Source organism: Streptomyces sp. Act143 (assembly GCF_003143935.1).
In the GTDB taxonomy this organism is placed as follows: Bacteria; Actinomycetota; Actinomycetes; order Streptomycetales; family Streptomycetaceae; genus Streptomyces.
Genome location: NZ_QFRX01000001.1, coordinates 3,678,829 through 3,701,267, shown reverse-complemented (window position 1 = coordinate 3,701,267; position 22,439 = coordinate 3,678,829). Strand labels below are relative to the sequence as shown.

Annotated in this window: 24 protein-coding genes and 1 tRNA gene; 23 read left to right on the top strand and 2 right to left on the bottom strand. The window is 70.2% G+C overall.

The features are described 5' to 3' along the window. The first annotated feature begins 114 nt into the window (after positions 1–114). Together DI272_RS16400 and DI272_RS16395 are read left to right on the top strand one after the other, a co-directional pair. Positions 115–1,350, top strand: coding sequence for a helix-turn-helix transcriptional regulator (locus DI272_RS16400; protein ID WP_109496089.1), 1,236 nt, complete (start codon positions 115–117; stop codon positions 1,348–1,350). Positions 1,351–1,400: 50 nt separating this feature from the next. Further along, positions 1,401–1,910, top strand: a complete 510-nt coding sequence (locus tag DI272_RS16395) for a flavoprotein (RefSeq protein ID WP_258314579.1) — start codon at positions 1,401–1,403, stop codon at positions 1,908–1,910. Positions 1,911–2,126: 216 nt separating this feature from the next. On the opposite strand, the gene DI272_RS16390 is transcribed toward DI272_RS16395, so the two are convergent. Further along, positions 2,127–2,522 carry a GntR family transcriptional regulator gene (locus tag DI272_RS16390; RefSeq protein ID WP_109496087.1) on the bottom strand — a complete coding sequence of 132 codons (396 nt, stop codon included), beginning with the start codon at positions 2,520–2,522 and terminating at the stop codon, positions 2,127–2,129. A 694-nt stretch (positions 2,523–3,216) separates the two neighbouring features. Here DI272_RS16390 and DI272_RS16385 point away from each other — a divergent pair. The 17 genes from DI272_RS16385 to DI272_RS16300 all read left to right on the top strand — a co-directional run bounded on the left by DI272_RS16385 (position 3,217) and on the right by DI272_RS16300 (position 17,590). Beyond that, on the top strand, positions 3,217–3,510 hold the full coding sequence (locus tag DI272_RS16385) for a hypothetical protein (protein WP_109496086.1): 294 nt from the start codon (positions 3,217–3,219) through the stop codon (positions 3,508–3,510). Further along, positions 3,507–3,836 (top strand): hypothetical protein, encoded by a 330-nt coding sequence (locus DI272_RS16380; RefSeq protein ID WP_109496085.1) that lies wholly within the window; start codon positions 3,507–3,509, stop codon positions 3,834–3,836. The genes DI272_RS16385 and DI272_RS16380 overlap by 4 nt, the downstream gene beginning before the upstream one ends. Then, positions 3,836–4,213: an RRQRL motif-containing zinc-binding protein gene (locus tag DI272_RS16375; protein ID WP_109496084.1), complete on the top strand. Its 378-nt coding sequence runs from the start codon at positions 3,836–3,838 to the stop codon at positions 4,211–4,213. Before DI272_RS16380 ends, DI272_RS16375 begins: the two co-directional genes overlap by 1 nt. 4 nt (positions 4,214–4,217) lie before the next feature. After that, the gene (locus DI272_RS16370) at positions 4,218–5,240 is read left to right on the top strand and encodes a hypothetical protein (protein ID WP_109496083.1); all 1,023 of its coding nucleotides are present in this window, start codon (positions 4,218–4,220) and stop codon (positions 5,238–5,240) included. 200 nt (positions 5,241–5,440) lie between these two features. After that, positions 5,441–5,758, top strand: a complete 318-nt coding sequence (locus DI272_RS16365; protein WP_109496082.1) for a hypothetical protein — start codon at positions 5,441–5,443, stop codon at positions 5,756–5,758. An 18-nt stretch (positions 5,759–5,776) separates the two neighbouring features. Next, complete coding sequence (locus DI272_RS16360; RefSeq protein WP_109496081.1) at positions 5,777–5,989, top strand: hypothetical protein; 213 nt, start codon at positions 5,777–5,779, stop codon at positions 5,987–5,989. Between the two features lie 82 nt (positions 5,990–6,071). Next, positions 6,072–7,640 (top strand): hypothetical protein, encoded by a 1,569-nt coding sequence (locus tag DI272_RS44520; RefSeq protein WP_181387206.1) that lies wholly within the window; start codon positions 6,072–6,074, stop codon positions 7,638–7,640. A 2-nt stretch (positions 7,641–7,642) separates the two neighbouring features. Then, positions 7,643–9,778, top strand: coding sequence for an ATP-binding protein (locus DI272_RS16345; RefSeq protein ID WP_258314578.1), 2,136 nt, complete (start codon positions 7,643–7,645; stop codon positions 9,776–9,778). Between the two features lie 221 nt (positions 9,779–9,999). Continuing rightward, positions 10,000–10,305, top strand: coding sequence for a hypothetical protein (locus DI272_RS16340; protein ID WP_109496079.1), 306 nt, complete (start codon positions 10,000–10,002; stop codon positions 10,303–10,305). Positions 10,306–10,328: 23 nt separating this feature from the next. Continuing rightward, entirely contained in the window at positions 10,329–10,769 is a 441-nt protein-coding gene (ssb, locus tag DI272_RS16335; protein ID WP_109496078.1) for a single-stranded DNA-binding protein, read from the top strand. 88 nt (positions 10,770–10,857) lie between these two features. Continuing rightward, positions 10,858–12,288, top strand: a complete 1,431-nt coding sequence (locus DI272_RS16330; RefSeq protein ID WP_109496077.1) for a DNA cytosine methyltransferase — start codon at positions 10,858–10,860, stop codon at positions 12,286–12,288. Further along, complete coding sequence (locus tag DI272_RS16325) at positions 12,285–13,106, top strand: phosphoadenosine phosphosulfate reductase (protein ID WP_109496076.1); 822 nt, start codon at positions 12,285–12,287, stop codon at positions 13,104–13,106. The genes DI272_RS16330 and DI272_RS16325 overlap by 4 nt, the downstream gene beginning before the upstream one ends. Positions 13,107–13,194: 88 nt before the next feature. After that, the gene (locus DI272_RS16320; RefSeq protein ID WP_109496075.1) at positions 13,195–14,124 is read left to right on the top strand and encodes a bifunctional DNA primase/polymerase; all 930 of its coding nucleotides are present in this window, start codon (positions 13,195–13,197) and stop codon (positions 14,122–14,124) included. Between the two features lie 56 nt (positions 14,125–14,180). Further along, a complete protein-coding gene (locus tag DI272_RS16315; RefSeq protein WP_109496074.1) occupies positions 14,181–14,465 on the top strand; it encodes a hypothetical protein in 285 nt (94 codons plus the stop codon). After that, positions 14,462–15,727 carry a DUF3631 domain-containing protein gene (locus tag DI272_RS16310; RefSeq protein WP_109496073.1) on the top strand — a complete coding sequence of 422 codons (1,266 nt, stop codon included), beginning with the start codon at positions 14,462–14,464 and terminating at the stop codon, positions 15,725–15,727. The genes DI272_RS16315 and DI272_RS16310 overlap by 4 nt, the downstream gene beginning before the upstream one ends. Positions 15,728–15,908: 181 nt before the next feature. Next, positions 15,909–16,103 carry an AlpA family transcriptional regulator gene (locus DI272_RS16305; protein WP_109496072.1) on the top strand — a complete coding sequence of 65 codons (195 nt, stop codon included), beginning with the start codon at positions 15,909–15,911 and terminating at the stop codon, positions 16,101–16,103. Further along, entirely contained in the window at positions 16,100–17,590 is a 1,491-nt protein-coding gene (locus DI272_RS16300) for a site-specific integrase (protein WP_181387205.1), read from the top strand. Before DI272_RS16305 ends, DI272_RS16300 begins: the two co-directional genes overlap by 4 nt. A gap of 133 nt (positions 17,591–17,723) precedes the next feature. Here the strand turns inward: DI272_RS16300 and DI272_RS16295 are convergent. Then, positions 17,724–17,795, bottom strand: a tRNA-Arg gene (locus DI272_RS16295). A gap of 182 nt (positions 17,796–17,977) precedes the next feature. On the opposite strand from DI272_RS16295, the gene DI272_RS16290 reads away from it, so the two are divergent. The 4 genes from DI272_RS16290 (at position 17,978) to DI272_RS16275 (ending at position 22,433) form a co-directional block, all read left to right on the top strand. Further along, positions 17,978–18,424 (top strand): response regulator, encoded by a 447-nt coding sequence (locus DI272_RS16290; protein ID WP_375138043.1) that lies wholly within the window; start codon positions 17,978–17,980, stop codon positions 18,422–18,424. Between the two features lie 100 nt (positions 18,425–18,524). Beyond that, positions 18,525–19,562 (top strand): ArgS-related anticodon-binding protein NrtL, encoded by a 1,038-nt coding sequence (gene nrtL / locus DI272_RS16285; RefSeq protein WP_109496071.1) that lies wholly within the window; start codon positions 18,525–18,527, stop codon positions 19,560–19,562. A gap of 18 nt (positions 19,563–19,580) precedes the next feature. Then, entirely contained in the window at positions 19,581–20,972 is a 1,392-nt protein-coding gene (gene lysA, locus DI272_RS16280) for a diaminopimelate decarboxylase (RefSeq protein ID WP_109496070.1), read from the top strand. A gap of 168 nt (positions 20,973–21,140) precedes the next feature. Next, on the top strand, positions 21,141–22,433 hold the full coding sequence (locus tag DI272_RS16275; RefSeq protein WP_181387204.1) for a homoserine dehydrogenase: 1,293 nt from the start codon (positions 21,141–21,143) through the stop codon (positions 22,431–22,433). Positions 22,434–22,439: the final 6 nt, after the last annotated feature.

The window sequence follows — 22,439 nt, the reverse complement described above, 5'->3', positions numbered from 1 at the left end:
TGGCGATCGATCCTTGACTCTGATCTAACCAAGCGCTGACAGAGGCCAGCTACCAGCCTCTTCACTGCCTCGGTACCGTGAAACCAGCCCCCAACCAGTAGGAGGCAGCACGCAATGCGTGGTCTCGGAGATCACCTGAGTATCGGCGAGCGGATCGCGTTCTACCGAAAGCGTCGTGGCTACACGCAAGAGGTACTCGCCGGCCTGGTGGGGCGTAGCACCGACTGGTTGGCAAAGATCGAGACAGGGCGCCGGAAGCCTCCGCGGATCGACATGCTCGCCGAGTTGGCGCGCATCCTGCGTGTACCCCTCAGCGACCTCCTCGGTCAGACCGTCCTCATGGAGAACGAGAAACAACAAGACGACGTCCCGGCCGTACGTGACGCGCTCATGAGCCCGCGTCGACTGTCTCGTCTGTTGTTCGGCCCCGAGGCTGAGGTGCAGCTCCCCACGCCGGCGCCTGTGGCCGTGCGCGTGGAGCAAGCATGGAACGACTACCAGGGCGGGCGACTCGGCAGCGTCATCGCCGCGCTTCCCGCGCTCCTCCAGACTGCGCAAGAGCTGGAGGAGCGAGCCGCACGGCGCGGCGAGGACCGTAGCGACTGCTGGGCAGTGTCAGCGCGCACCCATCACCTCGCAGCGACGACCCTCGCGAAGATCGGCGAGTCGGATATCTCATGGCTCGCTGCGGAGCGTGCGATGCGTGCCGCAGACGAGTCCGACGACCCGCTTGTGCTGGCGTCCGCCGCACGCTCCGGCACGCACGCCCTGCTGGCCAACGGTCGGTACGACGACGCGTTGGAGTTGGGCAACACGGCCGCTGCGTGGCTCTCATCTCAGGTGACTGACAACGACCCTGCGGCGCTGAGTCTGCTGGGGATGATCCACCTGCGGGCGGCCGTCGCGGCGGCTCGCCACCAGGACCGGCCCACCGCAACCGGCCTGTTGGACCGAGCCGAGGAACTTGCGGATGACCTCGGCTCGGATGAGAACTACTGGCAGACCGGCTTCGGTCCCACGAACGTCCTGCTTCACCGCCTGTCGGTTGAGCTGGACCTCGACAACGTGTCGTACGTGGTGGAACACGGCCGGATCAACGTCGACCACATGCCGCAAGAACGCAGCGTGTCGCACCGCATCGACTTCGCCCGCGCGCTCTCGCTCAGCGGACAGGGCGATGAGGCGTTCACGGAACTCCGCACAGCCGAACGCACATCGCCGCAGCTCGTACGGAACAATCCGAGGGTGCGCGAGACGCTGCGGGACCTGATCAAGCAATCACCTGTCACCGGCGGCTCGCGATCGTCTGAGGTGTTCGTGATGGCTCAACGGTGCAGGGCGGTGCAGTGAGTTCAGGCAAGCGTGGGGTGCTCGGAGTCGTCGGATCGGCGGCCGGAGGCGTGGAGGCGCTGCGTACGGGTCTGGTTGAGCCCGCGATGGAGCGCGGATGGCAGGTGGCTGTCACTCTGACGCCGACCGCAGGTCAGTGGCTACGGATGAGCGGCGAGGTCGAGCGGTTGGAGAAGCTGACCGGTCTGCCCGTGCGCGACGAACCGCGCCTGCCAGGTGAGGCACGACCGCACCCACCGGTTGACTGCTACGTCGTAGCCCCCGCATCGGCCAACATGGTTGCCAAACTCGCCACAGGCCTGATGGACAACCAGGCTCTGACTCAAGTGGGCGAGGCAATCGGCACACTCGGGTTGCCGGTCGTCGTCTTCCCCCGGGTGAACGCGGCGCACGCCCGCCACCCCGCGTGGCAGCACCACATCGACACCCTGCGGGCTGGCGGCGTGCGCGTCATCGACGACCCGGACGTGTGGCCGTTGTACGAGCCGCGCGAGGCGCCGGCGGGGCGTGAACTCCCCTGGTGGGCGGTCCTGGACGCCGTGGACGAAGCCACTCGATGACGAGTCGTCAACCCTCCTGAGCTGCAAGGAAAGAGGACCCGGACACTCTGTCCGGGTCCTCTGCTGTCCACGGCTGCATGCTCGTTGCCATGCCAAGGATCAATGAGCGAAGCGGCGAGCTGGAATGCATGACTCCTGCTGAACTCGCTTTGATCAAAGCGAGTTTGGGGGAGGCGCGCCTCAGGGTCGAACACCTGCTGAGGCGTGCGGACGACCTCACGGCGACGGTGGAGTCTCGCTACCTACGAGCCGCTCAAGCCGGTCAAGTCGCTCCCCGAGTGTCCGGAGAGCGACATGAATCGTGCTGAGCTCTGCGGCCAGGGCCGCGAAAGCAGGGCTGCTGCCCGGCTCGGTCCCGAGAGGTGCGGCAGGGTCGCGGACGAACGTCCCGCGCCCCTGCTGAGTGAGGATCAACCCTTCGTCGCGGAGTTGGCCGTACGCGCTCTGAACGGTCATGAGCTGCACGCCAAGCTTCTTGGCGAGTGCGCGAGCTGCTGGGAGCTGCTTCCCAGCGCTGTACTCCCGATCGGGGCCCGTGATCTTTGCGCGGAAATCCGCCGCAATTTCCTTGGCCGTCGGCTTGGGCTTGGGCACTTCGGGGCTCTGATCCATGCCCCCGAGAGTAACCGGACCTAGGTCAATCTCACGTCGTTCTACCGTACCCTTCTTGACAGTCAGATTGACCTAGGTCAATCTGAAGTCACGCCGGAACGCGTAGCTCAGAAGGGCCTCACGGACCGCAGTCGCAAGTGCTTGACCTGCGCGAACACACCAGGAAGACCCGCCGGACTCGCTTACACGCGGTTCGAGCGGAAGGGGAGACGTAAAAGTCCGTCGTCTTCACGGATCGATCGGTGTCATCGGCTAAGCCGCTGGTCTGACCCTCGGGCGTAGGACCCAGGGACCGGATCGGCGGGGACCCCGGTGGTTGGGCTGCACCCGGTCCATGGCATCCAGGGCGCATCCACTCAGCGAGTGACGACTGAGTGGCGCGGTCACCGACGCGTCGGCCAAAACGAGAGGGAGTAAGGCGCGTACGGAGCCGCGAGACGACAGTGACGGGCTTTCCCGTCACTCGTCATGCGGGCAGGGGGACGTTCCAGTCGTACGGGCGCTGAGCCCGGATCATTCCGCCTCGGGTAACCGAGCGTACGGCGCTACGGGGCTTCGCTCCCTGCCCGCTTGATGAGCACTTGGAAGGTTCCACCCGCGCCCGGTCCGGGCGCGGTTCCTTATCCCTGTGGCGCGCGTCTGTTGAGGCAACTCCAGGCGCGTTGTGGCCGCTTCCCTGTGAGGAGAGACCTCCATGAAGTACATCGTTGCCGGTCATCAGGCCGTCACCGACGCGGAGTTCGCGGAACTCGCGCTGGGCACCCCGGTCGAACTGTGGCTCGGGGTGGAGGGCGAGAGCGACGAGGAACGCGCGGCCCGCCTGGACGCGGCCCGCGACATCCTCGCCGACCCCGAATACCGGGAGCTCCCGGACGACCTGATCCGCCTGGCTGCACGGGTCGTCGACGAGAACCCGGAGCTGTTCAACGTGGTCCCGATGGCCCGCCCCGCCCGCCGCCGTCCGGTACGCCGGGGGGTTGCGGCATGACGAAGAGTCTGGCGCTGGACGACCTGTCCGCACCGCTGAGGGCGCTGCGTCTGCTGGCCGCGGACTTCGGGCACCTGGCGGCGCCGTCCGTGGAGGTGTCCACCATCTACCCGGACCAGCTGAAGCTGACGTTCTACGACGACCTGTCCGGCTTCGAGGCCTGGCCTGACGCGCTGGGCATCGGCCCGGATGACGTGGCCTACCACGAGCAGAGCGGCGGCCGTACCCGCGTGCTGAGTGCGTCTGCGGACCATGCGGGCGCGGGCCTGGAGCTTGTCGGCTACGGCGATGTCCCCGCGCCCGCGCCGGTCCAGTCGGCGACCTGATGGCGACGTGGGGCAAGTGCTACGACCTGACTGGCGCCCGCCACGGTATCCCTACCTATCCGTGGCGATGTGCGCCGGACGGGATGGCGACCAGACGGCAGTTGCGGGCCCGTGGCCTGCGTCCCGGCGGTCAGCCGATAGCGGCTCAGGTGCTCCGGCCCCGGTACTGGCGCGGCCCGCTGGTCGCCTTCCTGTACCGGCTGGACAAGGCCAAGCCGGTACGGCCGATGACGCCGGCCAAGCGTGCCGCGCTGGACAGGGCGAACACCGCCCGCCGCACCTGCCCGCAGTGCCGCACGGACGCCGGTTACGTCATCCCCGTCTCGCTCGGGGTGTGCGTGCCGTGCGCCTACCCCGACGACCAGAACAAGGAGTGATCACATGCAGTGGAAGACCGCCGCCCGCCGGGCGGCGCAGTGGGGTCTGCCGGCCGGCCTGACCGGCCTGTCCCTGGGCTGGACCGTGTACGCGGTGGGCGAGATCCTCGCCCACCAGGCCCCGGCACCGCTCGCCTGCACCGTGGCCGGGATCTACGACGCGGTGTGGCTGTACGCGCTGGCCATGGAGACCGCGCACCGCCGCCAGGGTTCCAAGGGCACGCTCCCCGCCACGCTGGGCTGGGTGTTCCTGCTGACCTCGGTCGGGGTGCTGTTCACCCACGGCCTGCTCTACGCCACCGCCGTCGTCGCGGTCATCGGCGCGGTGGTACCGGCCGCGGCCAAGGCCACGCTCATCATGGCGGTGGAGCGGGATGCCACCCGCATCTCCGCCGCAGCGCAGCAGCAGATCGACGCCGTGCGCAGCGCCACCCGGGACCAGGTCGCCATCGGCCGGGCCGTCACCCGCGCCAAGACCGACCGGCAAAAGACCGCCGCCGCCCTGGAACGCGAGGAACTCAAGGCGCGCGGCAAGGCGCAGAAGGTGCGCCATGAGGCGGCCGAAAAGCTGACGGAGGTCACCACCGGCCACCCGGTGACCGAGGCGCCCGAGGAGGTTCCGGCGCTGTTCTCGGACGAGGATCTCGCTCGGGTGCTGGGGCAGTGGTCGCACGGGGGTGTGTCCCCGGCCGTGTCCCCGCCCGTGTCCCCTGTGTCCCCGCAGGTCGGGCCCGTGTCCCCGCCGCGCGAGATCGCCGCGCCGCAGGGCGGGGGACACACCTCGCTGGACTGGTCGCGGCTGGTTCAGGTGGCGGCCGTGGCCGGTGTCGAGACGCCGCAGCCGGGCGAGCAGTTGACCGAAGAGCAGCTCACGGTCGTGCTGCGGTGGCTGCGGCATTCGGAGAATCCGCCGCTGTCCTACCGCAAGGCCCTGGCCGCGTACCGCGCGGCGGGGTTCTCCGCGAAGGAAGAGCGGGTGCGCAAGGCGTACGCCGACCTGGTCGAAGCCGAGGACACACAGCCGTAGAAGCCGTCCGGCACACATCAATGAGGGCCAGCCCACGGGAATTGGGCTGGCCCTCGTTGCGACTGCCGGAAAGCAGTCGACGCAACCAGTGAAGCAGACCCGGTGAGCCCTGGGGAGCGGACCCTTCGCAGACCCGGCCGCGCAGACCCGGCGAGCTGAGCAACCCACCGAACCCCGTTGACCGGAAGGGAAGTTCCCCGGTGAACCACACCCCATCGGCCGTCCGCCGCCGCCTGCTCGCGGTGGGCATCATCGCCGTGTCCACGGCCCTCGCGGTCGCCATCGCGGCCCGGCTGTCCGGCTACGGCGTGCCCGTCCTGCTGGTGATGGCCTGCGGTGCCGCGTGCCTGTCCGCCTTCTGCGACCTGCTCTTCCGCGTGGCCGACGCGGCTCAGGCAACGACGCACCGCTGTACGCAGCCCGGCTGCGACTTCCACGTTCGGCTGACGAACGTCGACGCCGCAGAGTCCCGGCGCTGGCAGGAGATCGCCGCCACCCACCCGCACCACACCCGCTGACCTGAGGAGATCGCACCCGTGACGACGCAGGGGCAGGGCACGCATCACTTCGTGCTCACCCTGGAGAAGCCGGGTCAGTTCTCCATGACCCAGGAGGGCACCTTCACGTCCCCGCCCGGTTCCACCCGGCAGGACGCCTACGTGGCCATCTACCGGTCCGTGACCGAGCAGGACCCCCACCTGCGGGGCGCCTCGGTCGGCTTTCTCCAGCTGGAGCCCAACCAGCTCTGACCGGCATCGTGCAGTGGCCCGGACGCCAGGCCGTGCAAAGCATCGCGTCCGGGCCCTGCTCTCCAAAAGGAGCGCACTCAGCATGACCGACACCACCACCGAACTGGTAGCCGTCCCGGCTGCCACCACACCCCCCGATCCACCGGCCATCCCCACACCCGCCTCCGCTGCTTCCACGGCTTCGGATGGGGTGGCGCAGACCCCGGGTGGTATCCCGGTGCTGCCGCTGACCCTGACCGGCACGAACAGCACGATCAGTGCGGTCAGCACCGTGACCCTGGTGGGCGGCGGGCCGGTTGCGCTGGCCTTGGTCGGGGGCGGCGCCGTCGTCCTCGGCACCGCCGCCGCCATCCGCGCCTACCGCCGTGCCGCCCAGGAACGCCGCGCCACCGCCACCGGCGCCGGTGTGGCGCGCGGTGGGGCCCAGCGCAGTGTGGGCGCAGCATCCCGCCGCAGCGCCGGCGGCGCCGGGGGCACGGGGGCGGGCGGGCGAGGCCGCCGTGTGGGCCTCAAGTCCCGGACGGGATCGGGTACTTCGGGCCTGCGGCCGTCCGGTCGCGGTGCGGGGCGCCATGCCGCCCGCCCCAACGGTCGTGGCACCGGCGCCTCGCGCACTGCGGCCCGCAGCACGAGCGGAGGCTTCGGCGGCGGGCGCCTCGGACAGGTACGGGCACTGCGGCAGGCGAACCGGGCGCAGACGCCGACCCGTTCGGCCGCCCGCCAGCAGCAGACCGCCGCGCGCCGTTCGGTCGCCGACGCCCGCCGCGACGCCCGCGCCGCCGCCCGCCAACAAGCCGCACAGACCCCCGGCCGCGGCGTTGCGCGTCGGGCGGCCGGGTGGGCTGCTGGCCGTACCGCGTCCGGCACCCGTGCCCTGATCAACCGGGCCCGCGACGCCCGCGATCGCCGCAACGGTCAGCAGGTCGCCGACCGGCGGGCCGCGGTCCGCAAGGCACCCGCACGCCGCCGCGCCCGCTGGGGTCTGCTGCGTTCGGCAGCGCGCTTCCAGGGCCGCCGGCTACTCGCCGCCCTCGCCGCTGGCGCGGTCGGCCTGCTCGGGTGCGTGACCACGCCGATCGGGCGTCGACTCGGCTGGCGGTGGCTGATGCACCCGGGCCGCCGCTTGTACCGGCGCCTGATGGACGCCGCCCACGCCAACCGTGCCCAGCGCGATGGTGCGATCCGCGCCCGGCGGGCCGAGGAAGAGGCCGCCGCCGACCGCGACCTGAACGAGATCGGGGACCGCGTCGCGCGTCCCGCCCGGATCATCCCCACCGCTCCCACGTCTGCTCAGGAGGTCGTCAACGTGTCTGGTTTCAAGTTCGAAGAGGCCGCGGCCGAGATGGAGAACGCCGCCCGCTCCTACGAGCCGGACGGCAACATGGAAGTTCTCACGATGATCGAGAACCTGCCCACCGCGCTGCTGTCGGTCGCCAACACCTTCCGCATCCTGGCCGAACGCTCCGATGAGGAGTTCGCCTTCGAGAAGGACGTGGCCGGCGCGTTCGACGACATCCACCAGCAGCTCCTGAACGGCGTGGACGCGGCCGAGACGCTGGTGCCGCTGTTCCGCAACGTGCACGAGCAGGACATCGCCCGCCACGAGAGCCCCCGCAACGGCAGCGAGGCAGAGAAGGGCTGGAACGTCTGATCATGACCAACACCGACACGACCACCACGATGATGTCGGGTCCGGTGTGGGACTGGACGGCCGGTCACGGACCCGTGACCGGCGCCCTGTCCGCCACCACCGGCATGTTCGCCGTCGCCACCACCGGCGCCGCAACCGGCATGCCCCCAGGCTGGGCCCTCGCCGTCGGCGCCGCCGGGGCCATCGGCCACACCGCCGCCGGCATCCGGCTCAGGAACGCGGGCCGCACGATCGCGGCCCGTGCCTCTTCCTGGTTGATCGGGGCCGGGTGGACGACGTGGGCCATGACGAACGGTCCGCTCACCTTCCAGGCGCTGGGTTCCCTCGCCGTCATCGGCGTGGGCATCGGCACCGCGACCCGGTCGACGAACCTGTACGAGGAAGCCCGCGAGGAAGAAGCCATCCACGCCGAAGAGCGCGCGGTGGCAGCGGAGTTGTCCGCGGAGCGGCGGGCGATCGCCGAGGAGTGGGTGGACCGCATCCGCCGGGTGTGCGGCATCACCGTGCGCGTCCTCGCCGTCGAGCACTGGGCGACGGGGACCGGGTTCACGATCGACGCGGAACTGCCGGGCGGGACGACGTACGGCAAGATCGCCGCCCGTGCGGAGGGACTGTCGTCGGATGCGCATCTGCCGCACGGCTGCACGGCCACCGCCGGGCCCGGCATCCATCAGGGCCGCACGCTGATCGACGTGGCCACCGTCAACGTGCTGGAGACGGAAACCCACTACCCGGCCGACTACTCACCTCTGTCGGTCCTGACCGGTATCCCCTGGGGCTACCGCTCCAACGCGGAGCAGATCCTCACCTACCTGCGCGAACAGTGCGCGCTGGTGGTCGGTCCGACCGGGTCAGGCAAGACCAACATGGTCCACAACATCCTCGCGGGGTTCGCCCGCGCCACCGATGCGCTCACCTTCGTCATCGACCTCAACGCCGGCTCCGCCGGCCTGTCCTGGGTGCTGCCCGCACTCCAGCACCAGCCCGCCGAAGGGGAGCGCCCGCTCAAGCCGGGCATTGACTGGCTGGCGGGCACGGTGGATGAGGCGCACACCATGCTCGATGCGGTGCTGCGGATCGGGAAACAGCGCAAGATCGCCTATCAGTCGCTGATGGCCAGGGAGGACACCGACCTGTTGCCCATCGGCCCGACGATCCCGCAGATCATGCTGGTCGTCGACGAGGGCGCGGAGATCCTGGTCAGCACCGACCGGGAACTGAAGAAGCTGGCCGCGAAGATCCTGGAGGTCATCCGTCTCCTGCGCGCCATGGGCGTACGCACCGTGCTCACCGCGCTGGGCGCCACCGGCGCCGTCCTCGGCAACCTCATGATCCGCCGCGAGGCCAAGGTCCGCGTCGCCCTCACCGGCGGCGAGAAGGAAGGCATGGACCTGAGCAAGCTGTTCCCCGGCACCCGCGGCCTGACGGTCGAGCAGGCCCCGTACAAGGGCGCCGGGTTCATGGGCACACCGGAATCCCCGGCGGGGTTGTTCAAGTGCTGGCGCATCCTGCCGAGTCAGATCCGCGAGATCGTCGCCGCCACCTCCGAACGGCACCCGGTGCTCGATGCGGTGTCGGTGAAGGCGGCCGGCGAGGCGTACACCCGCCGCTGGGACGCGGACCGCATCGAGTGGATGCACAACCCCGCCCCCGCAGCCCCTGCGGCTCATGAGGGCGGCGAGCCGGGGCGGGGGCTGAACCTGACCGCCCTGCGCGAACGTCCCGAGCCGCGCCAGGATGGGCGCTCCGAGGCGGACCGGCTGGCGGATGCGTTCATGCAGCAGATCGACGCAGAGTTCGGCACCACCCCCGAACCCGGCACCACCCGCCCCGAACCGGACCGGCCGCGCTCGCCCCGGCCGGGGCTGAACCTGTCCGCGCTGCGTGACGACGACGGCGACAGTCCGACCGAGTCGAATCCGGCGGGGCGCGAGGGCGGGCCGGACTGGCTGGCGGACGCGATCACAGCGATCGCCGACGCCGGGGCGGCGGGGATGAAACCGTCCGCGGTCGCCGACCTGGTCGGCCGCAGCCGGCAGGCAGTGCGGGATGCGCTCAAGGCCGCCGCGGAGCGTGGGGAGCTGGTCTACCGGGACAACGGACCGCATTCGGTCTACGTCCACCCCGACCACGCCTGAACGCTCACACACAGCTACTGGCTACTGGCTAGTGACCACTTGCCACTAGCCAGTAGAACAGCCCGCTACTGACCACCAGGGGCCCCAACAGGTCTTTGTCGGTTGCCAGTAGCCACTAGTCAGTAGTCACTACGACCACACACCGTAACCAGCAGGCGCCCGCCCGGAACACCCGGTGCGGGCGCTCTGCATACCCACGGCTCGCCGGAAGGGAGCACCACATGCACCACCGCGAACCGCCCCGCAGCATCGCCCCGCACATCCCCGCAGAGGTCTACCACCACGCCCAGGCCACCGGACAGCCCGTCGTGATCGTCACCCAGCCCGCCACCGCGAGCAGCGTCCGGTGGCAGCGGTTGCTGTACCCGTTCGCGATTGCCGGGGCCGTTGTCGTGGGCGGCTGGGGACTGGTCTTCGCCTTGTGTTGGCTCATGGAGGCCGCCGCCCACACCGCCACTGTCATCGCCGGCGCCGCCGGGCCCGTCGGTGTCGGCGGCCTGACCCTCAAGCTCGCCCGTTCCAAGTAGCCGTATCTGAAGGAGAGATCAGCATGTCGTTCGGAGAGACCCCCATCACCGTCATCGGCAACCTGACTGCTGACCCCGAGATCAAGGTTCTCGAATCCGGGCAGGCTCTGGCCCGCTTCACTGTCGCCTCCACCCCGCGCACCTTCGACAAGGAGTCCGGGCAGTGGAAGGACGGCACGTCCACGTTCTTCCGTTGCGCCGCCTGGCGCGCGCTCGCCGAGCACGTCGCCGATTCCCTGACCAAGGGCTCGCGGGTGGTGCTGTCCGGGCGTATACGCCAGCACGACTGGCAGACCCCGGAGGGCGAGAACCGCTCGATGCTCGCCGTCGAGGTCGACGACATCGGCGCCTCCCTGCGCTTCACCACCGTGACCATCAACAGCAAGCGGACCAACGGCAACGGCGGCACTCCGTCGGACGACCCGTGGAACACCGCGGGTGGCGGGCAGCAGCCGCCGTTCTAGATCCGCCCGGGGCGGTCGCTCTCTCGCCAAGGAACCGCGACCGCCCCGGCCTTCCCGTCACTTCCCACACCCAACTGGAGCCGAAGCTGTGCTGACGCTGACCGATCTGTTCTGCGGTGCCGGGGGTTCGTCCACCGGTGCCGTCGCGGTGCCCGGGGTGAAGGTGGCGATGGCCGCCAACCACGCCCGGCACGCCGTCGACACCCACCAGGCCAACCACCCCGACGCCGACCACGACTGCGCCGACCTCTCCCAGGTGGAGCCGCGCCGCTACCCGGCCACCGACATCCTGTGGGCGTCCCCGGAGTGCACCAACCACTCCATCGCCAAGGGCCGGCGACGCGGGCACGGCGAGTACGCCGACGGCCTGTTCGCCACGTCCGGGGTGGACGAGGCCGCGATCCGCTCCCGCGCGACCATGCACGACGTGCCGCGCTTCGCCGAGGTCCACCGCTACCGGGCGATCGTGGTGGAGAACGTCGTGGACGCCTACTGGTGGGGCCCGAAGGAGGCCCCGGGCGCGGTGTTCGACGCGTGGCTGCGCACCCTGCACGCCTGGGGCTACGAGCACCGCATCGTGTGGATGAACTCCATGCACGCCGCCGCCTACGGGGCCCCGGCCCCGCAGTCACGGGATCGCATGTACGTGGTGCTGTGGCGCCGCGGCGAGCGCGCCCCCGACTTCGACAAGTGGACCCGCCCGGCGGCCGTCTGCCCCGTCCACGGACGCATCCGGGCCATGCAGGGCTGGAAGCAGACGAAGATGTGCAGCCCCACCCGCCCGTGGGGCCGCTACGGGAAGCGGGCTCAGTACGTGTGGCGCTGCCCGCGGGTGGAGTGCCGCAACCAGGTGGTGGAGCCGGCCGTCCGGTCTGCGGCCGAAGTCATCGACTGGCGCCTGCCCGCGGCCACCATCGGCGAGCGCAAGCAGCCTCTCGCCGACGACACCCTGCGCCGTATCCGGGCCGGGTTCGCCGCATTCAGCGAGCCGCTGGCCGTGCCGGTGGAGGGCCGCGACGGCAAGAAGGCCGCCCCCGCCTCCGCGCCCCTGCGCACGGTCACGACCCGCAACGAGACCGGCCTCGCGCTGCCCCCTTACATGATCGAACTGCGCGGCGGGGGTTCCTCGCACCGGGCCATCACCGCGCCCTTGGCGACGGTGACGGCGGGCGGCAACCATCACGGCATCGTCACCGCCCCCGACCTGGTCATCCCCTACTACGGCAACGGCACCGCCCGCCCTGCGGCCCGGCCGCTGCCGACGGTGACCACGGTGGAGCGGCACGGCGCCCTGTACGGCGGCACCGTGACCTCGGTGGAGGAATGCCGCTTCCGGATGCTGGAGCCGCACGAGTACGCCGCAGCCATGGCCTTCCCCGACGACTACCGGCTACTCGCCAACGACAAGCGCACCCGCGTCCTGATGCTCGGCAACGCGGTCACCCCGCCCGCCGCCCGCGACCTTGTCGCCATGGTCGCTGAGGCCATCACCGGCGAAACGCTGGAGGTGGCGGCATGACGACCACGACCGAGCCGATCAAGGCGTTCAGCTTCGGCGGCGGTGTGCAGTCGACCACGGCTCTGGCGCTGGCAGCGCGCGGGGAACTGGATTACCGCACGTTCATCTTCGCCAACGTCGGTGACGACTCCGAGAAGCCCGCCACCCTGCGCTATGTCGAGCAGTATGCGCGCCCCTTCGCCGAAGCCCACGGGCTGGAGCTGGTCACCGTCGGCCGCGTCCGCCAAGACGGCACATCCGAGACCTTGTACGGGCGCATCACCCGGGAGGGCTCACGGTCGCTGCCCATCCCGGTGCGGCTCTCTCCGAGCGGGGCGCCGGGCACCCGGGCCTGCACCGGCGACTTCAAAATCAAGGTGATCGGCAAGGAACTGAAGCGGCGCGGCGCCTCCCGCGACAACCCGGCCACGGTCGGCATCGGCATCAGCCTGGACGAGATCGGCCGCGCCAACAAGCGGCGCTGCGAGCCGCACGAGCAGATCGAATACCCGCTGCTGGATCTCGGCATCCGACGGGCGGACTGCCCGCGCATCCTCCGCAGCGTGGGGCTTCCGGTGCCGCCGAAGTCGGCGTGCTGGTTCTGCCCGTTCCACCGGCCGGAGAACTGGCACGACATGCGCCGCAACGAGCCGGAGCTGTTCGCCAAGGCGTGCGACCTCGAAGCGCTGCTCAACCGGCGCCGGGACACGCTCGGCAAGGACCACGTGTATCTGACCAGCCTGCTTCGGCCGCTGGCCGACGCGATCCCGGACGGGGTCGACACGCTGCCGTTCGACGACACCGACACCGGCTGTGACTCCGGCTGGTGCATGACCTGAATACGCCCGGGGCGGTCGCTCTCTCGCCAAAGAACCGCGACCGCCCCGGCCTTCCAGTCACTTCCAACAGAAACTGGAGACCTCCAGCATGCCCCAACACCTACACACCCCGCTGCTGTCCGTAGCGCTCGCCGCCGCGGCCCGCGGCTGGCACGTCTTCCCCCTGCGTCCTGGCAGCAAGCAGCCCGCCCTGCACGGTGCTGCCCGGTGCCGCACCACCGGCGACTGCACTGGCGGGCACCTGAAGTGGGAACAGCGGGCCAGCACCGACCCCAGGCGCATCGCCCTGTGCTGGGAGACCTACCCGGCCAACGTCGCGATCGCGACCGGCCCGTCCGGTCTGGTCGTCGTCGACCTGGACGTCCCCAAGGAGAAGAACGGGGAAGGCAGTTCGGACACGCCTAGCGGCGTGAGCTCCTTCCTGGCGCTCTGCGAGCGCGCCGGACAGCTCTGGCCTTCCACCTACACGGTGCGGACACCCAGCGGCGGCATGCACCTGTACTTCACCACCCCGCCCGGCACCCGACTGACCAACACCGCGGGCATGCTCGCACCGCTGGTCGACACCCGCGCCTGGGGCGGCTACGTCGTCGCCGCAGGCAGCACCCTCCCCCAGGGCGACTACGAGATCACCACCGCGGACCGGGTCACGGAACTGCCCGCCTGGCTGGCGAGCCAGCTACAGGCGCCCGTCACCGCCCCGGTGGCACCCGCGCCGCTCATCGTTACCGGCCAGGCCACCCGCCGGGCCACCGTTGCCCTGGAACGCGAGACCGCCATCGTGCGGGCCACCCCGGAGAAGGGGGGACCGGAGGGCGGCCGGAACAACCAGCTCATGGTCAGCGCCCGCGCCCTGGGCAGGTTCGTCGCCTGGGGCGAGATCCCGCGAGGCATGGTGGAGGAGGCTTTTCAGGCGGCAGGTGAAGCGGCGGGACTGTCCGCCGGCGAGTGCCGGACCACGATCCGCAGCGCCCTGGACTGGTCCATCCGCACCGCCCGCCCGCAGGGGGCCGCATGAGCCCCCACCCCCGCCCTGAAAAGCCTCACCCGCTCACGTTGGAGGGTTCGCGCCTGATGGCCGGTGTCCCGGACGGGGGCCGTGGCACGAAGGACGACGGCCGTCAGGCCGTCCTTTCAGCCCTTCCCCCCGACGACACCGACACGGTCGTCATCACCGGCATCTCGCCCGGCTTGCAGGTCCAGTTCACCCACCCGCCCGTCGCGGACTGGCTGTGCGCCTGCGGCCACCACGAACGCGCCCGCGGCAAGGCGGCGGTCATCGAACTGACCACCCGCGTCCGCGTCGGCCACTGCCCCCACCGCACCACCCCCGCACACGAAAGGAGGAACGCCGCATGACCAGCACCAACCCGCCCGCACCGCCCATCGACGGCGCGGTCCTGCTCGATGAGGTCGAAGCGTTCCACCGGCGCTTCAACGTCTTCCCCACCGAGCACGCCTATGTCGCCGTCACGTTGTGGGACGCGCACGCGCACCTGATGGACGCCCTCGACGGCACCGCCCGCATCGCCTTCCTCAGCCCCGAACCGGGGTCGGGGAAGTCCCGGGCGCTGGAGATCATCGAGACCCTGACCCCGCGCGCGGCAACCACCGTCAACGCCTCCGCCAACGCCCTGTTCCGGCTCGTGTCGGCGGATGAGGGCACGCCCACGCTGCTCTTCGACGAGATCGATACGGTGTTCGGGCCCAAGGCCGGCGGGAACGAGGAAGTCCGCGGGTTCCTCAACTCCGGCTACCGGCGCGGCGCGAAGTCCCTGCGCTGCGTCGGGGAGGGTTCGGACCAGAAGGCGGCGTTCCTGCCGTCGTTCTGCGCGGTCGCGATGGCCGGACTCGGCTCCCTCCCGGACACGATCCTGACCCGCTCCGTCATCATCCGCATGCGCAAGAAGGCACCCAACGAAAAGTGCGAGCCCTACCGGCGGCGCATCCACGAAAAGCAGGGCCACGCCCTGCGCGACCGGCTCGCGGAGTGGACGGCACCCCTGCACGACCAGGTCGCCGGAGCATGGCCGCAGATGCCCGAGGGCGTCACCGACCGGCCCGCGGATGTGTGGGAACCCCTGCTCGCCGTGGCGGACGCGGCCGGCGGGCACTGGCCCGAGCGGGCCCGCGCTGCCTGCGTGGCGCTCATCAAGGCCGCATCCGAGGGCGACCAGGCATCGCTGGGGGTGCGGCTGCTGACCGACCTGCGCGACAAGGTGTTCTGCGGCGTGGACCGGATGCCCACCGCGGCCATCCTCGAAGTCCTCCTCAACCTGGACGACGCCCCGTGGGCCGACATGAGCGAGGACGGGCAAGGCATCAAACCGCTCACCGCACGCGCCCTGTCCAAGCTCCTGAGCCAGTACGTGCGCCCCGACAACAGCCCCATCAAGCCCCGCGGCATCCGAGTCGGCGCCACCACCCCCAAGGGCTACTACGCGGAAGACCTCCAAGACGCCTGGAACCGCTACTGCCCCCCGGACTCCCAGAAGTCCGCAACGTCCGCCACATCCGCAACAACGCAGGTCAACGGGGGTGAAGTTGTGGCGGAAGCCCCCTCCGCCAGCCGCCACATGCACGCGGAAACCGACACACGCCAACTTCGCATCGCTGGCTGACCAGCCGCGCCCGATAGCTGCCGCCGCGCACCTGCGTGGCGGCAGCTATCCGCAACACAAACGGCATCCGCCACAGATTCAAGCCGCTGACCAGCAATGTTGCGGCGTGGCGGATGTTGCGGATTCCCAAGAGGGGTGAAACGGCCCTCCCAACGCCGAAAACGGAACAGAGGAGTGCGGCATGAGCGCCCGCGCTGGGGACGAGAAGTTGACCATCAAGGAGGTCCTCGCGGACCTCAAGGTAGCCCCCGCGACCTTCTACCGGTGGCGCCAACTCGGGAAAGGCCCCCGCTCGATCAAGCTGCCGAACGGGGACGTACGCATTCGCCGATCCGAGTATGAGCGTTGGCTTGCGGAGCGGGAGGACGCTGCGTGAGCACTGAGAACGACACCCCGGCCGGGCGCCCTCGTGGGTCTGCCCGGCCGGGCTACACCTTTGATGTCAAGCTCTGGAAAATCGCCAAGACCGGCCGCAAGTCCCGCCCATGGAGAGTTCGTTGGGTGGTGGCTGGTCGAGTATGGGGCGACACATTCGCCACGCTCCCGCTCGCCGAGAGCCGACGCAATGAGCTGCTGCACGCGATGAACCGGCGCGGCGAGCCATTCGAGATCGAATCGGGTCTGCCCGAGTCGGAAGTGCGACAGGAGGAAGCGGCCGAAGCGGCAAAGGCCGAGGCGAAGTTGGACCCCACATGGTGGGAATTCTCGCGTGAGTTCATGCAACGTCGTTGGCGCACCGCCGCGGCGAAGACGCGGGAAGGGTACGCGGACAGCCTTGCATCGGCGGCCCTGGGCATGATGGGAGAGGGCGCGGATGTTCCCGAACTGCGCGCCGTGCGGCGGGCCGTGAGGTGGGCCATCGTGCCAGCTCACGTGAAAGAGGAGCCGCCGCCGGACCTGGAAAAGGTCTGCACGTGGCTGCGGGAGAACTCCCTACCGCTCTCGGCTCTCACAAACTCCAGCGTCGCGGAAGACGTCCACTACCGGCTCGTCTACAAGCTCGACGGCAAGTTGGCGGCAAAGGACACCTACAAGCGTCGTCGCCGTGGGTTCAACATGGCCATGGCGTACGCAGTCCAGAAGGGGTATCTCAAAGAGAACCCGATCGCCGGGTTGGAACGGCCGTCCACTGCTGCCAGCGGCCCTATCGACCCGCGCGTCCTCATGAACGCAGCGCAGGGGCGGGAGTTCTTGACGGCCGTTTCCTATGTGGGGTCGGTGCACCGAAACCGGGGGAGACGTCTCGTTGCCTTCTTCGGCTGCATCCTCTACGCCGCAATGCGCCCGGCTGAAGTCGTGGGGCTGAAGCTGGAGAACTGCCACTTGCCGGAGAAGGGGTGGGGCGTGCTCACCCTCCGGGAAACGCGCCCCGTGTCCGGTAAGAAGTGGACCGATTCCGGCGAGCGGCATGACAAGCGTGGCCTCAAGATGCGGGACCCCGCCGCAGACCGGCCCGTGCCGATTCCGCCAGTCCTGGTGGCGATGCTCCGAGCGCACGTGAAGGAGTTCGGCACGGCGGCGGACGGCCGGCTGTTCCAGAACGAGCGGGGCGGCCTGGTCGGCACGTCCAGCTACTGGCGTGTCTGGCAGGAGGCTCGGCAATACGCCTTCCCGCCGTACAAGTACGCGTCGCCGCTGGCTCGGAAGCCCTACGACGGCCGCGCCACGTGCATCACAGACTGGCTCCGCTCGGGCCTCCCCGTAGCGGAGGTGGCCCGCCGCGCGGGCACCTCTCCAGAGGTCATCGACCGCCACTACGCGGGCTGCGTCGACAACAGCGAGGAGGAGAACAACAGGAAGATCGAGAAGACCATGGGTTGGGAGCCTGAGAGCTCCGGGAGCGGGGGGCGCGACACGGCTTGACGACTGTGTCGGAGGTGTGTCGGGAACACTGAGAGGCAACGAGAGAGGGCGGGAGTCAGTGAGACTGACTCCCGCCCTCTTCTCTCGGCGTATGCCCTGGTCAGACCCTGGTTGAGAGTCTCTGACCGGCAAGTGCCCACGGCAGGATTCGAACCTGCGCACACGGTTCCGGAGACCGTTGCTCTATCCCCTGAGCTACGCGGGCGTCCGCTGCGCTGTGCGCGGCGACGGGTAGAACCCTACCAGCTTCGATGGGGTCTTCATGAACAGGTATTTCCAGTGGTCGGACTCCGCCCGTGGCCCCCGGTAGGGGTGGAAGTCGGGAAAACCCGGACGCGGTGGCCGGTCCGGACCTACTCTCGAGTTGTGCCAGGCGCGTCGGGTCGGGTGCTTGTTGTGGACGACAACAAGGTCATCCGGCAGCTGATCAGGGTCAATCTCGAACTGGAGGGTTTCGAGGTCGTGACCGCGGCCGATGGTGCCGAGTGTCTGGATGTCGTTCATCAGGTGGGGCCCGACGTGGTGACCCTTGATGTGGTGATGCCGCGGCTCGACGGGCTTCGGACCGCCGCTCGGCTCAGGTCCGATCCCCGTACGCGCGATCTCCCTCTCGCCATCGTCAGCGCCTGCACGCAGTACGAGATCGAGAGCGGCCTCGACGTCGGCGTCGACGCCTTCCTCGCCAAGCCCTTCGAGCCCACCGAACTCGTAGGGGTCGTACGGCAGTTGATGGAACGCAGGCGCGGTGCCACGCCGGACGGGGGAGAGGGTGCGGTCTTCGACAGCGTCCTCGGCGCCGGTGAGGCCGAGCGCGCCGGGCGGGCCGGCGGCTGAGGCCCCGGCGTGCGGAACCGCTGTCCACGGGCGTCCACATCCCGGACCTTCGGATAAACCGACTCGCCTACCCACCCCCCTCCTCCCATACGCTTGTCCCGTGACCCCCGTCGAGCTCTCCCGCACCGTGCTGCGCGCGGTCCGTCGCGCTGTCGACGGCGGAGAGCTGAGCGTGTCCGTGCCGGGACGGGCCGTCGTCGCGCCCCCCGGGCCCGGCGGCTGCGGTGACTACGCCACCAACATCGCCCTCCAGCTCGCCCGGCCCGCAGGGCAGCCGGCCGCGAAGGTCGCCGAGATCCTTCGGACCCGCCTGCTCGACAGCCCCGGCATCGGCGACGTCGTCGTCACCGGGCCCGGATTCCTCAACATCAGCCTGCGTGACAGAGGGTCCGCCGCACTCGTCGAGGAGATCCTGCGCCGCGGGCTCCGCCACGGGTTCGCCGACCCGGCCGGGCAGCTCTGGCAACCCCACGGCGCCCGCGAGGTCCGTGCCGTCGTCGTCATGGACGCCGCCGCCCGCATCGCCAGGTCCCAGGGCATCCTCGTCCGCACCAGCTGCGAAGGCATGCCCGACCCGGAGTGGGAGCGCGTTCTCGGCGCGCGGGTCGATGTGTACGGCACTCCCGGATCACCCGCGCCCCTCAAGGTCGACGTACGGCCCGTGCCCGCCCCCGCCGACCCCACCCCCCTCGGCCGCGACGCCGCCCGCTGGGCTCTGCTCCACCCCGCCGCCCACGACCGGCCCCGGATCACCGACGAGCACCTCGTCCAGCGCGAGAGCAACCCTCTCTTCCGTGTCCGCTACGCCCACGCCCGCACCCGGGCCCTCACCCGCAACGCCGCCGACCTGGGCTTCACCGCCGAACCCGGCGACGTACGGCACAGCGTCATCCCGCTGCTCGCCGACCACCCGCGGGTGCTCGCCCAGGCGGCGGCCCACCGTGCCCCCGACCGCCTCGCCCGGCACCTTGTCACCGTCGCCGATGCCGCGCTCGCCCTTCTGCCCGACGTGCTGCCGCGCGGCGACGAGAAACCCTCGGCCGCCCACCGTGCCCGGCTCGCCCTCGCCGAAGCCGCCGGGACGGTGCTGGCCGGCGGCCTGTCCCTGCTCGGCATCGACGCCCCCGAACATCTCTGAGAAAGCCCACCAAGAGCCATGAGCCGTTCCGCCCACCCCGCCGGGCCCCGTCACGCCGACGTCCTCCCCGAGGGCCACTACTCCGCGCCGCCCGCCGACCTCAACACCCTCGACCCCAAGGTCTGGGCCCAGACGGTCACGCGCAACGAGGACGGTGTCCTCACCGTCGGCGGCATCACCGCCACCCGGCTCGCCGAGGAGCACGGCACCCCCGCCTACATCCTCGACGAGGCCGACTTCCGCGCCCGCGCCCGCGCCTGGCGCACCGCCTTCGGGCACGACGCCGACGTCTTCTACGCCGGTAAGGCCTTCCTGAGCCGTGCCGTGGTGCGCTGGCTGCACGAAGAAGGGCTCAACCTCGACGTGTGCTCCGGCGGTGAGCTCGCCACCGCCCTCTCCGCCGGCATGCCCGCCGACCGCATCGCCTTCCACGGCAACAACAAGTCCAAGGACGAGATCCGCCGGGCGATCACCGAAGGTGTCGGGCGGATCGTCCTCGACTCCTTCCAGGAGATCGTCCGCGTCGCCCACATCGCGCAGGAACTCGGCAAGCGGCAGCGCGTGCAGATCCGGATCACGGTGGGTGTCGAGGCACACACCCACGAGTTCATCGCCACCGCCCACGAGGACCAGAAGTTCGGCATCCCGCTGGCCGGCGGACAGGCCGCCGAGGCCGTGCGTCGTGCGCTCCAGCTCGACTCGCTCGAAGTCATCGGCATTCACAGCCACATCGGCTCGCAGATCTTCGACATGTCCGGGTTCGAGGTCGCCGCCCACCGGGTCGTCGGGCTCCTCAAGGACATCCGGGACGAGCACGGCATCGAGCTTCCCGAGATCGACCTCGGCGGCGGTCTGGGTATCGCCTACACCTCCGACGACGATCCCCGCGAGCCCCACGAGATCGCCAAGGCGCTCACCGAGATCGTGACGCGGGAGTGCGAGGCCGCCCGGCTGCGGACTCCTCGTATCTCCGTCGAGCCGGGACGCGCCATCGTCGGCCCCACCGCCTTCACCCTCTACGAGGTCGGCACCATCAAGCCCCTCGACGGGCTGCGCACCTACGTCTCCGTCGACGGCGGCATGTCCGACAACATCCGCACCGCGCTCTACGACGCCGAGTACAGCGTCGCCCTGGTCTCCCGCGTCTCCGACGCCGCGCCGATGCTCGCGCGGGTCGTCGGCAAGCACTGCGAGAGCGGGGACATCGTGGTCAAGGACGCGTTCCTGCCCGCCGACATCGCGCCGGGCGACCTGATCGCCGTACCGGCGACGGGTGCGTACTGCCGGTCCATGGCGAGCAACTACAACCACGTCCTGCGCCCGCCGGTCGTCGCCGTGAGCGACGGTGCGTCGCGGGTCATCGTCCGGCGGGAGACGGAGGAGGACCTCCTGCGTCTCGACGTCGGCTGAACACGCCGACACGCTGAGAAGGCCGAAAGGAGCGGCGGGCGGAAGATCTCCTGTCATCCGCCCCCGTACAAATGAAATAGATGTCTCACGATCCGGACGAAGGGTAGAAACTCCCGTCCGGTGAGTGAGACTGGACCAACCGTAGACGGTATGAGGAAACGAGGTCGGATGATGCGTACGCGTCCGCTGAAGGTGGCGCTGCTGGGCTGTGGAGTGGTCGGCTCAGAGGTGGCGCGCATCATGACGACGCACGCCGACGACCTCGCCGCGCGCATCGGTGCCCCCGTCGAGCTGGCGGGGGTCGCGGTGCGCCGCCCGTCCAAGGTCCGCGAGGGCATCGACCCGGCCCTCGTCACCACCGACGCCACCGCCCTCGTCAAACGCGGGGACATCGACGTCATCGTCGAGGTCATCGGCGGTATCGAGCCGGCCCGCACCCTCATCACCACCGCCTTCGAGCACGGCGCGTCCGTCGTCTCCGCCAACAAGGCCCTCCTCGCCCAGGACGGCGCCGCCCTGCACGCGGCGGCGGAGGAGCACGACGCCGACCTCTACTACGAGGCCGCCGTCGCCGGCGCCATCCCGCTGATCCGCCCGCTGCGCGAGTCCCTCGCCGGCGACAAGGTCAACCGGGTGCTCGGCATCGTCAACGGCACCACCAACTTCATCCTCGACAAGATGGACAGCACGGGGGCCGGTTACCAGGAGGCTCTGGACGAGGCCACCGCCCTCGGGTACGCGGAGGCCGACCCCACCGCCGACGTCGAAGGCTTCGACGCCGCCGCCAAGGCCGCGATCCTCGCCGGTATCGCCTTCCACACGCGCGTGCGGCTCGACGACGTCTACCGCGAGGGCATGACCGAGGTCACCGCCGCCGACTTCGCCTCCGCGAAGAACATGGGCTGCACCATCAAGCTGCTCGCCATCTGCGAGCGCGCCGAGGACGGTGGGTCCGTCACCGCGCGCGTGCATCCGGCCATGATTCCGCTCACCCACCCGCTGGCCTCCGTGCGCGGGGCCTACAACGCCGTCTTCGTCGAGTCCGACGCGGCCGGGCAGCTCATGTTCTACGGTCCCGGCGCGGGTGGCGCCCCGACCGCCTCCGCAGTCCTCGGCGACCTCGTCGCCGTCTGCCGCAACCGGCTCAACGGCGCGACCGGTCCCGGCGAGTCCGCGTACGCGGCCCTTCCCGTCTCGGGCATGGGCGAGGTCGTCACGCGGTACCACATCAGCCTCGACGTGGCGGACAAACCGGGCGTTCTCGCCCAGGTGGCCACCGTGTTCGCCGAGCACGGCGTGTCCATCGATACGGTTCGCCAGACGGGCAAGGACGGCGAGGCCTCCCTCGTCGTCGTCACCCACCGGGCCTCGGACGCCGCCCTGGGCGGGACCGTCGAGGCGCTGCGCAAGCTCGACACCGTGCGCGGTGTCGCCAGCATCATGCGGGTTGAAGGAGAGTAACCAGCA

Excerpts from the sequence above, each read along its gene's own strand:
- DI272_RS16345 (WP_258314578.1), top strand. The coding sequence starts at position 7,643 with ATGACCAACACCGACACGACCACCACGATGATGTCGGGTCCGGTGTGG.
- DI272_RS16375 (WP_109496084.1), top strand. The coding sequence starts at position 3,836 with ATGGCGACGTGGGGCAAGTGCTACGACCTGACTGGCGCCCGCCACGGT.
- DI272_RS16305 (WP_109496072.1), top strand. The coding sequence starts at position 15,909 with ATGAGCGCCCGCGCTGGGGACGAGAAGTTGACCATCAAGGAGGTCCTC.
- DI272_RS16315 (WP_109496074.1), top strand. The coding sequence starts at position 14,181 with ATGGCCGGTGTCCCGGACGGGGGCCGTGGCACGAAGGACGACGGCCGT.
- DI272_RS16340 (WP_109496079.1), top strand. The coding sequence starts at position 10,000 with ATGCACCACCGCGAACCGCCCCGCAGCATCGCCCCGCACATCCCCGCA.
- DI272_RS16380 (WP_109496085.1), top strand. The coding sequence starts at position 3,507 with ATGACGAAGAGTCTGGCGCTGGACGACCTGTCCGCACCGCTGAGGGCG.
- DI272_RS16400 (WP_109496089.1), top strand. The coding sequence starts at position 115 with ATGCGTGGTCTCGGAGATCACCTGAGTATCGGCGAGCGGATCGCGTTC.
- DI272_RS16325 (WP_109496076.1), top strand. The coding sequence starts at position 12,285 with ATGACGACCACGACCGAGCCGATCAAGGCGTTCAGCTTCGGCGGCGGT.
- DI272_RS16385 (WP_109496086.1), top strand. The coding sequence starts at position 3,217 with ATGAAGTACATCGTTGCCGGTCATCAGGCCGTCACCGACGCGGAGTTC.
- lysA (WP_109496070.1), top strand. The coding sequence starts at position 19,581 with ATGAGCCGTTCCGCCCACCCCGCCGGGCCCCGTCACGCCGACGTCCTC.
- DI272_RS16390 (WP_109496087.1), bottom strand. The coding sequence starts at position 2,522 with ATGGATCAGAGCCCCGAAGTGCCCAAGCCCAAGCCGACGGCCAAGGAA.
- DI272_RS16370 (WP_109496083.1), top strand. The coding sequence starts at position 4,218 with ATGCAGTGGAAGACCGCCGCCCGCCGGGCGGCGCAGTGGGGTCTGCCG.
- ssb (WP_109496078.1), top strand. The coding sequence starts at position 10,329 with ATGTCGTTCGGAGAGACCCCCATCACCGTCATCGGCAACCTGACTGCT.
- DI272_RS16320 (WP_109496075.1), top strand. The coding sequence starts at position 13,195 with ATGCCCCAACACCTACACACCCCGCTGCTGTCCGTAGCGCTCGCCGCC.
- DI272_RS16310 (WP_109496073.1), top strand. The coding sequence starts at position 14,462 with ATGACCAGCACCAACCCGCCCGCACCGCCCATCGACGGCGCGGTCCTG.
- DI272_RS16275 (WP_181387204.1), top strand. The coding sequence starts at position 21,141 with ATGATGCGTACGCGTCCGCTGAAGGTGGCGCTGCTGGGCTGTGGAGTG.
- DI272_RS44520 (WP_181387206.1), top strand. The coding sequence starts at position 6,072 with ATGACCGACACCACCACCGAACTGGTAGCCGTCCCGGCTGCCACCACA.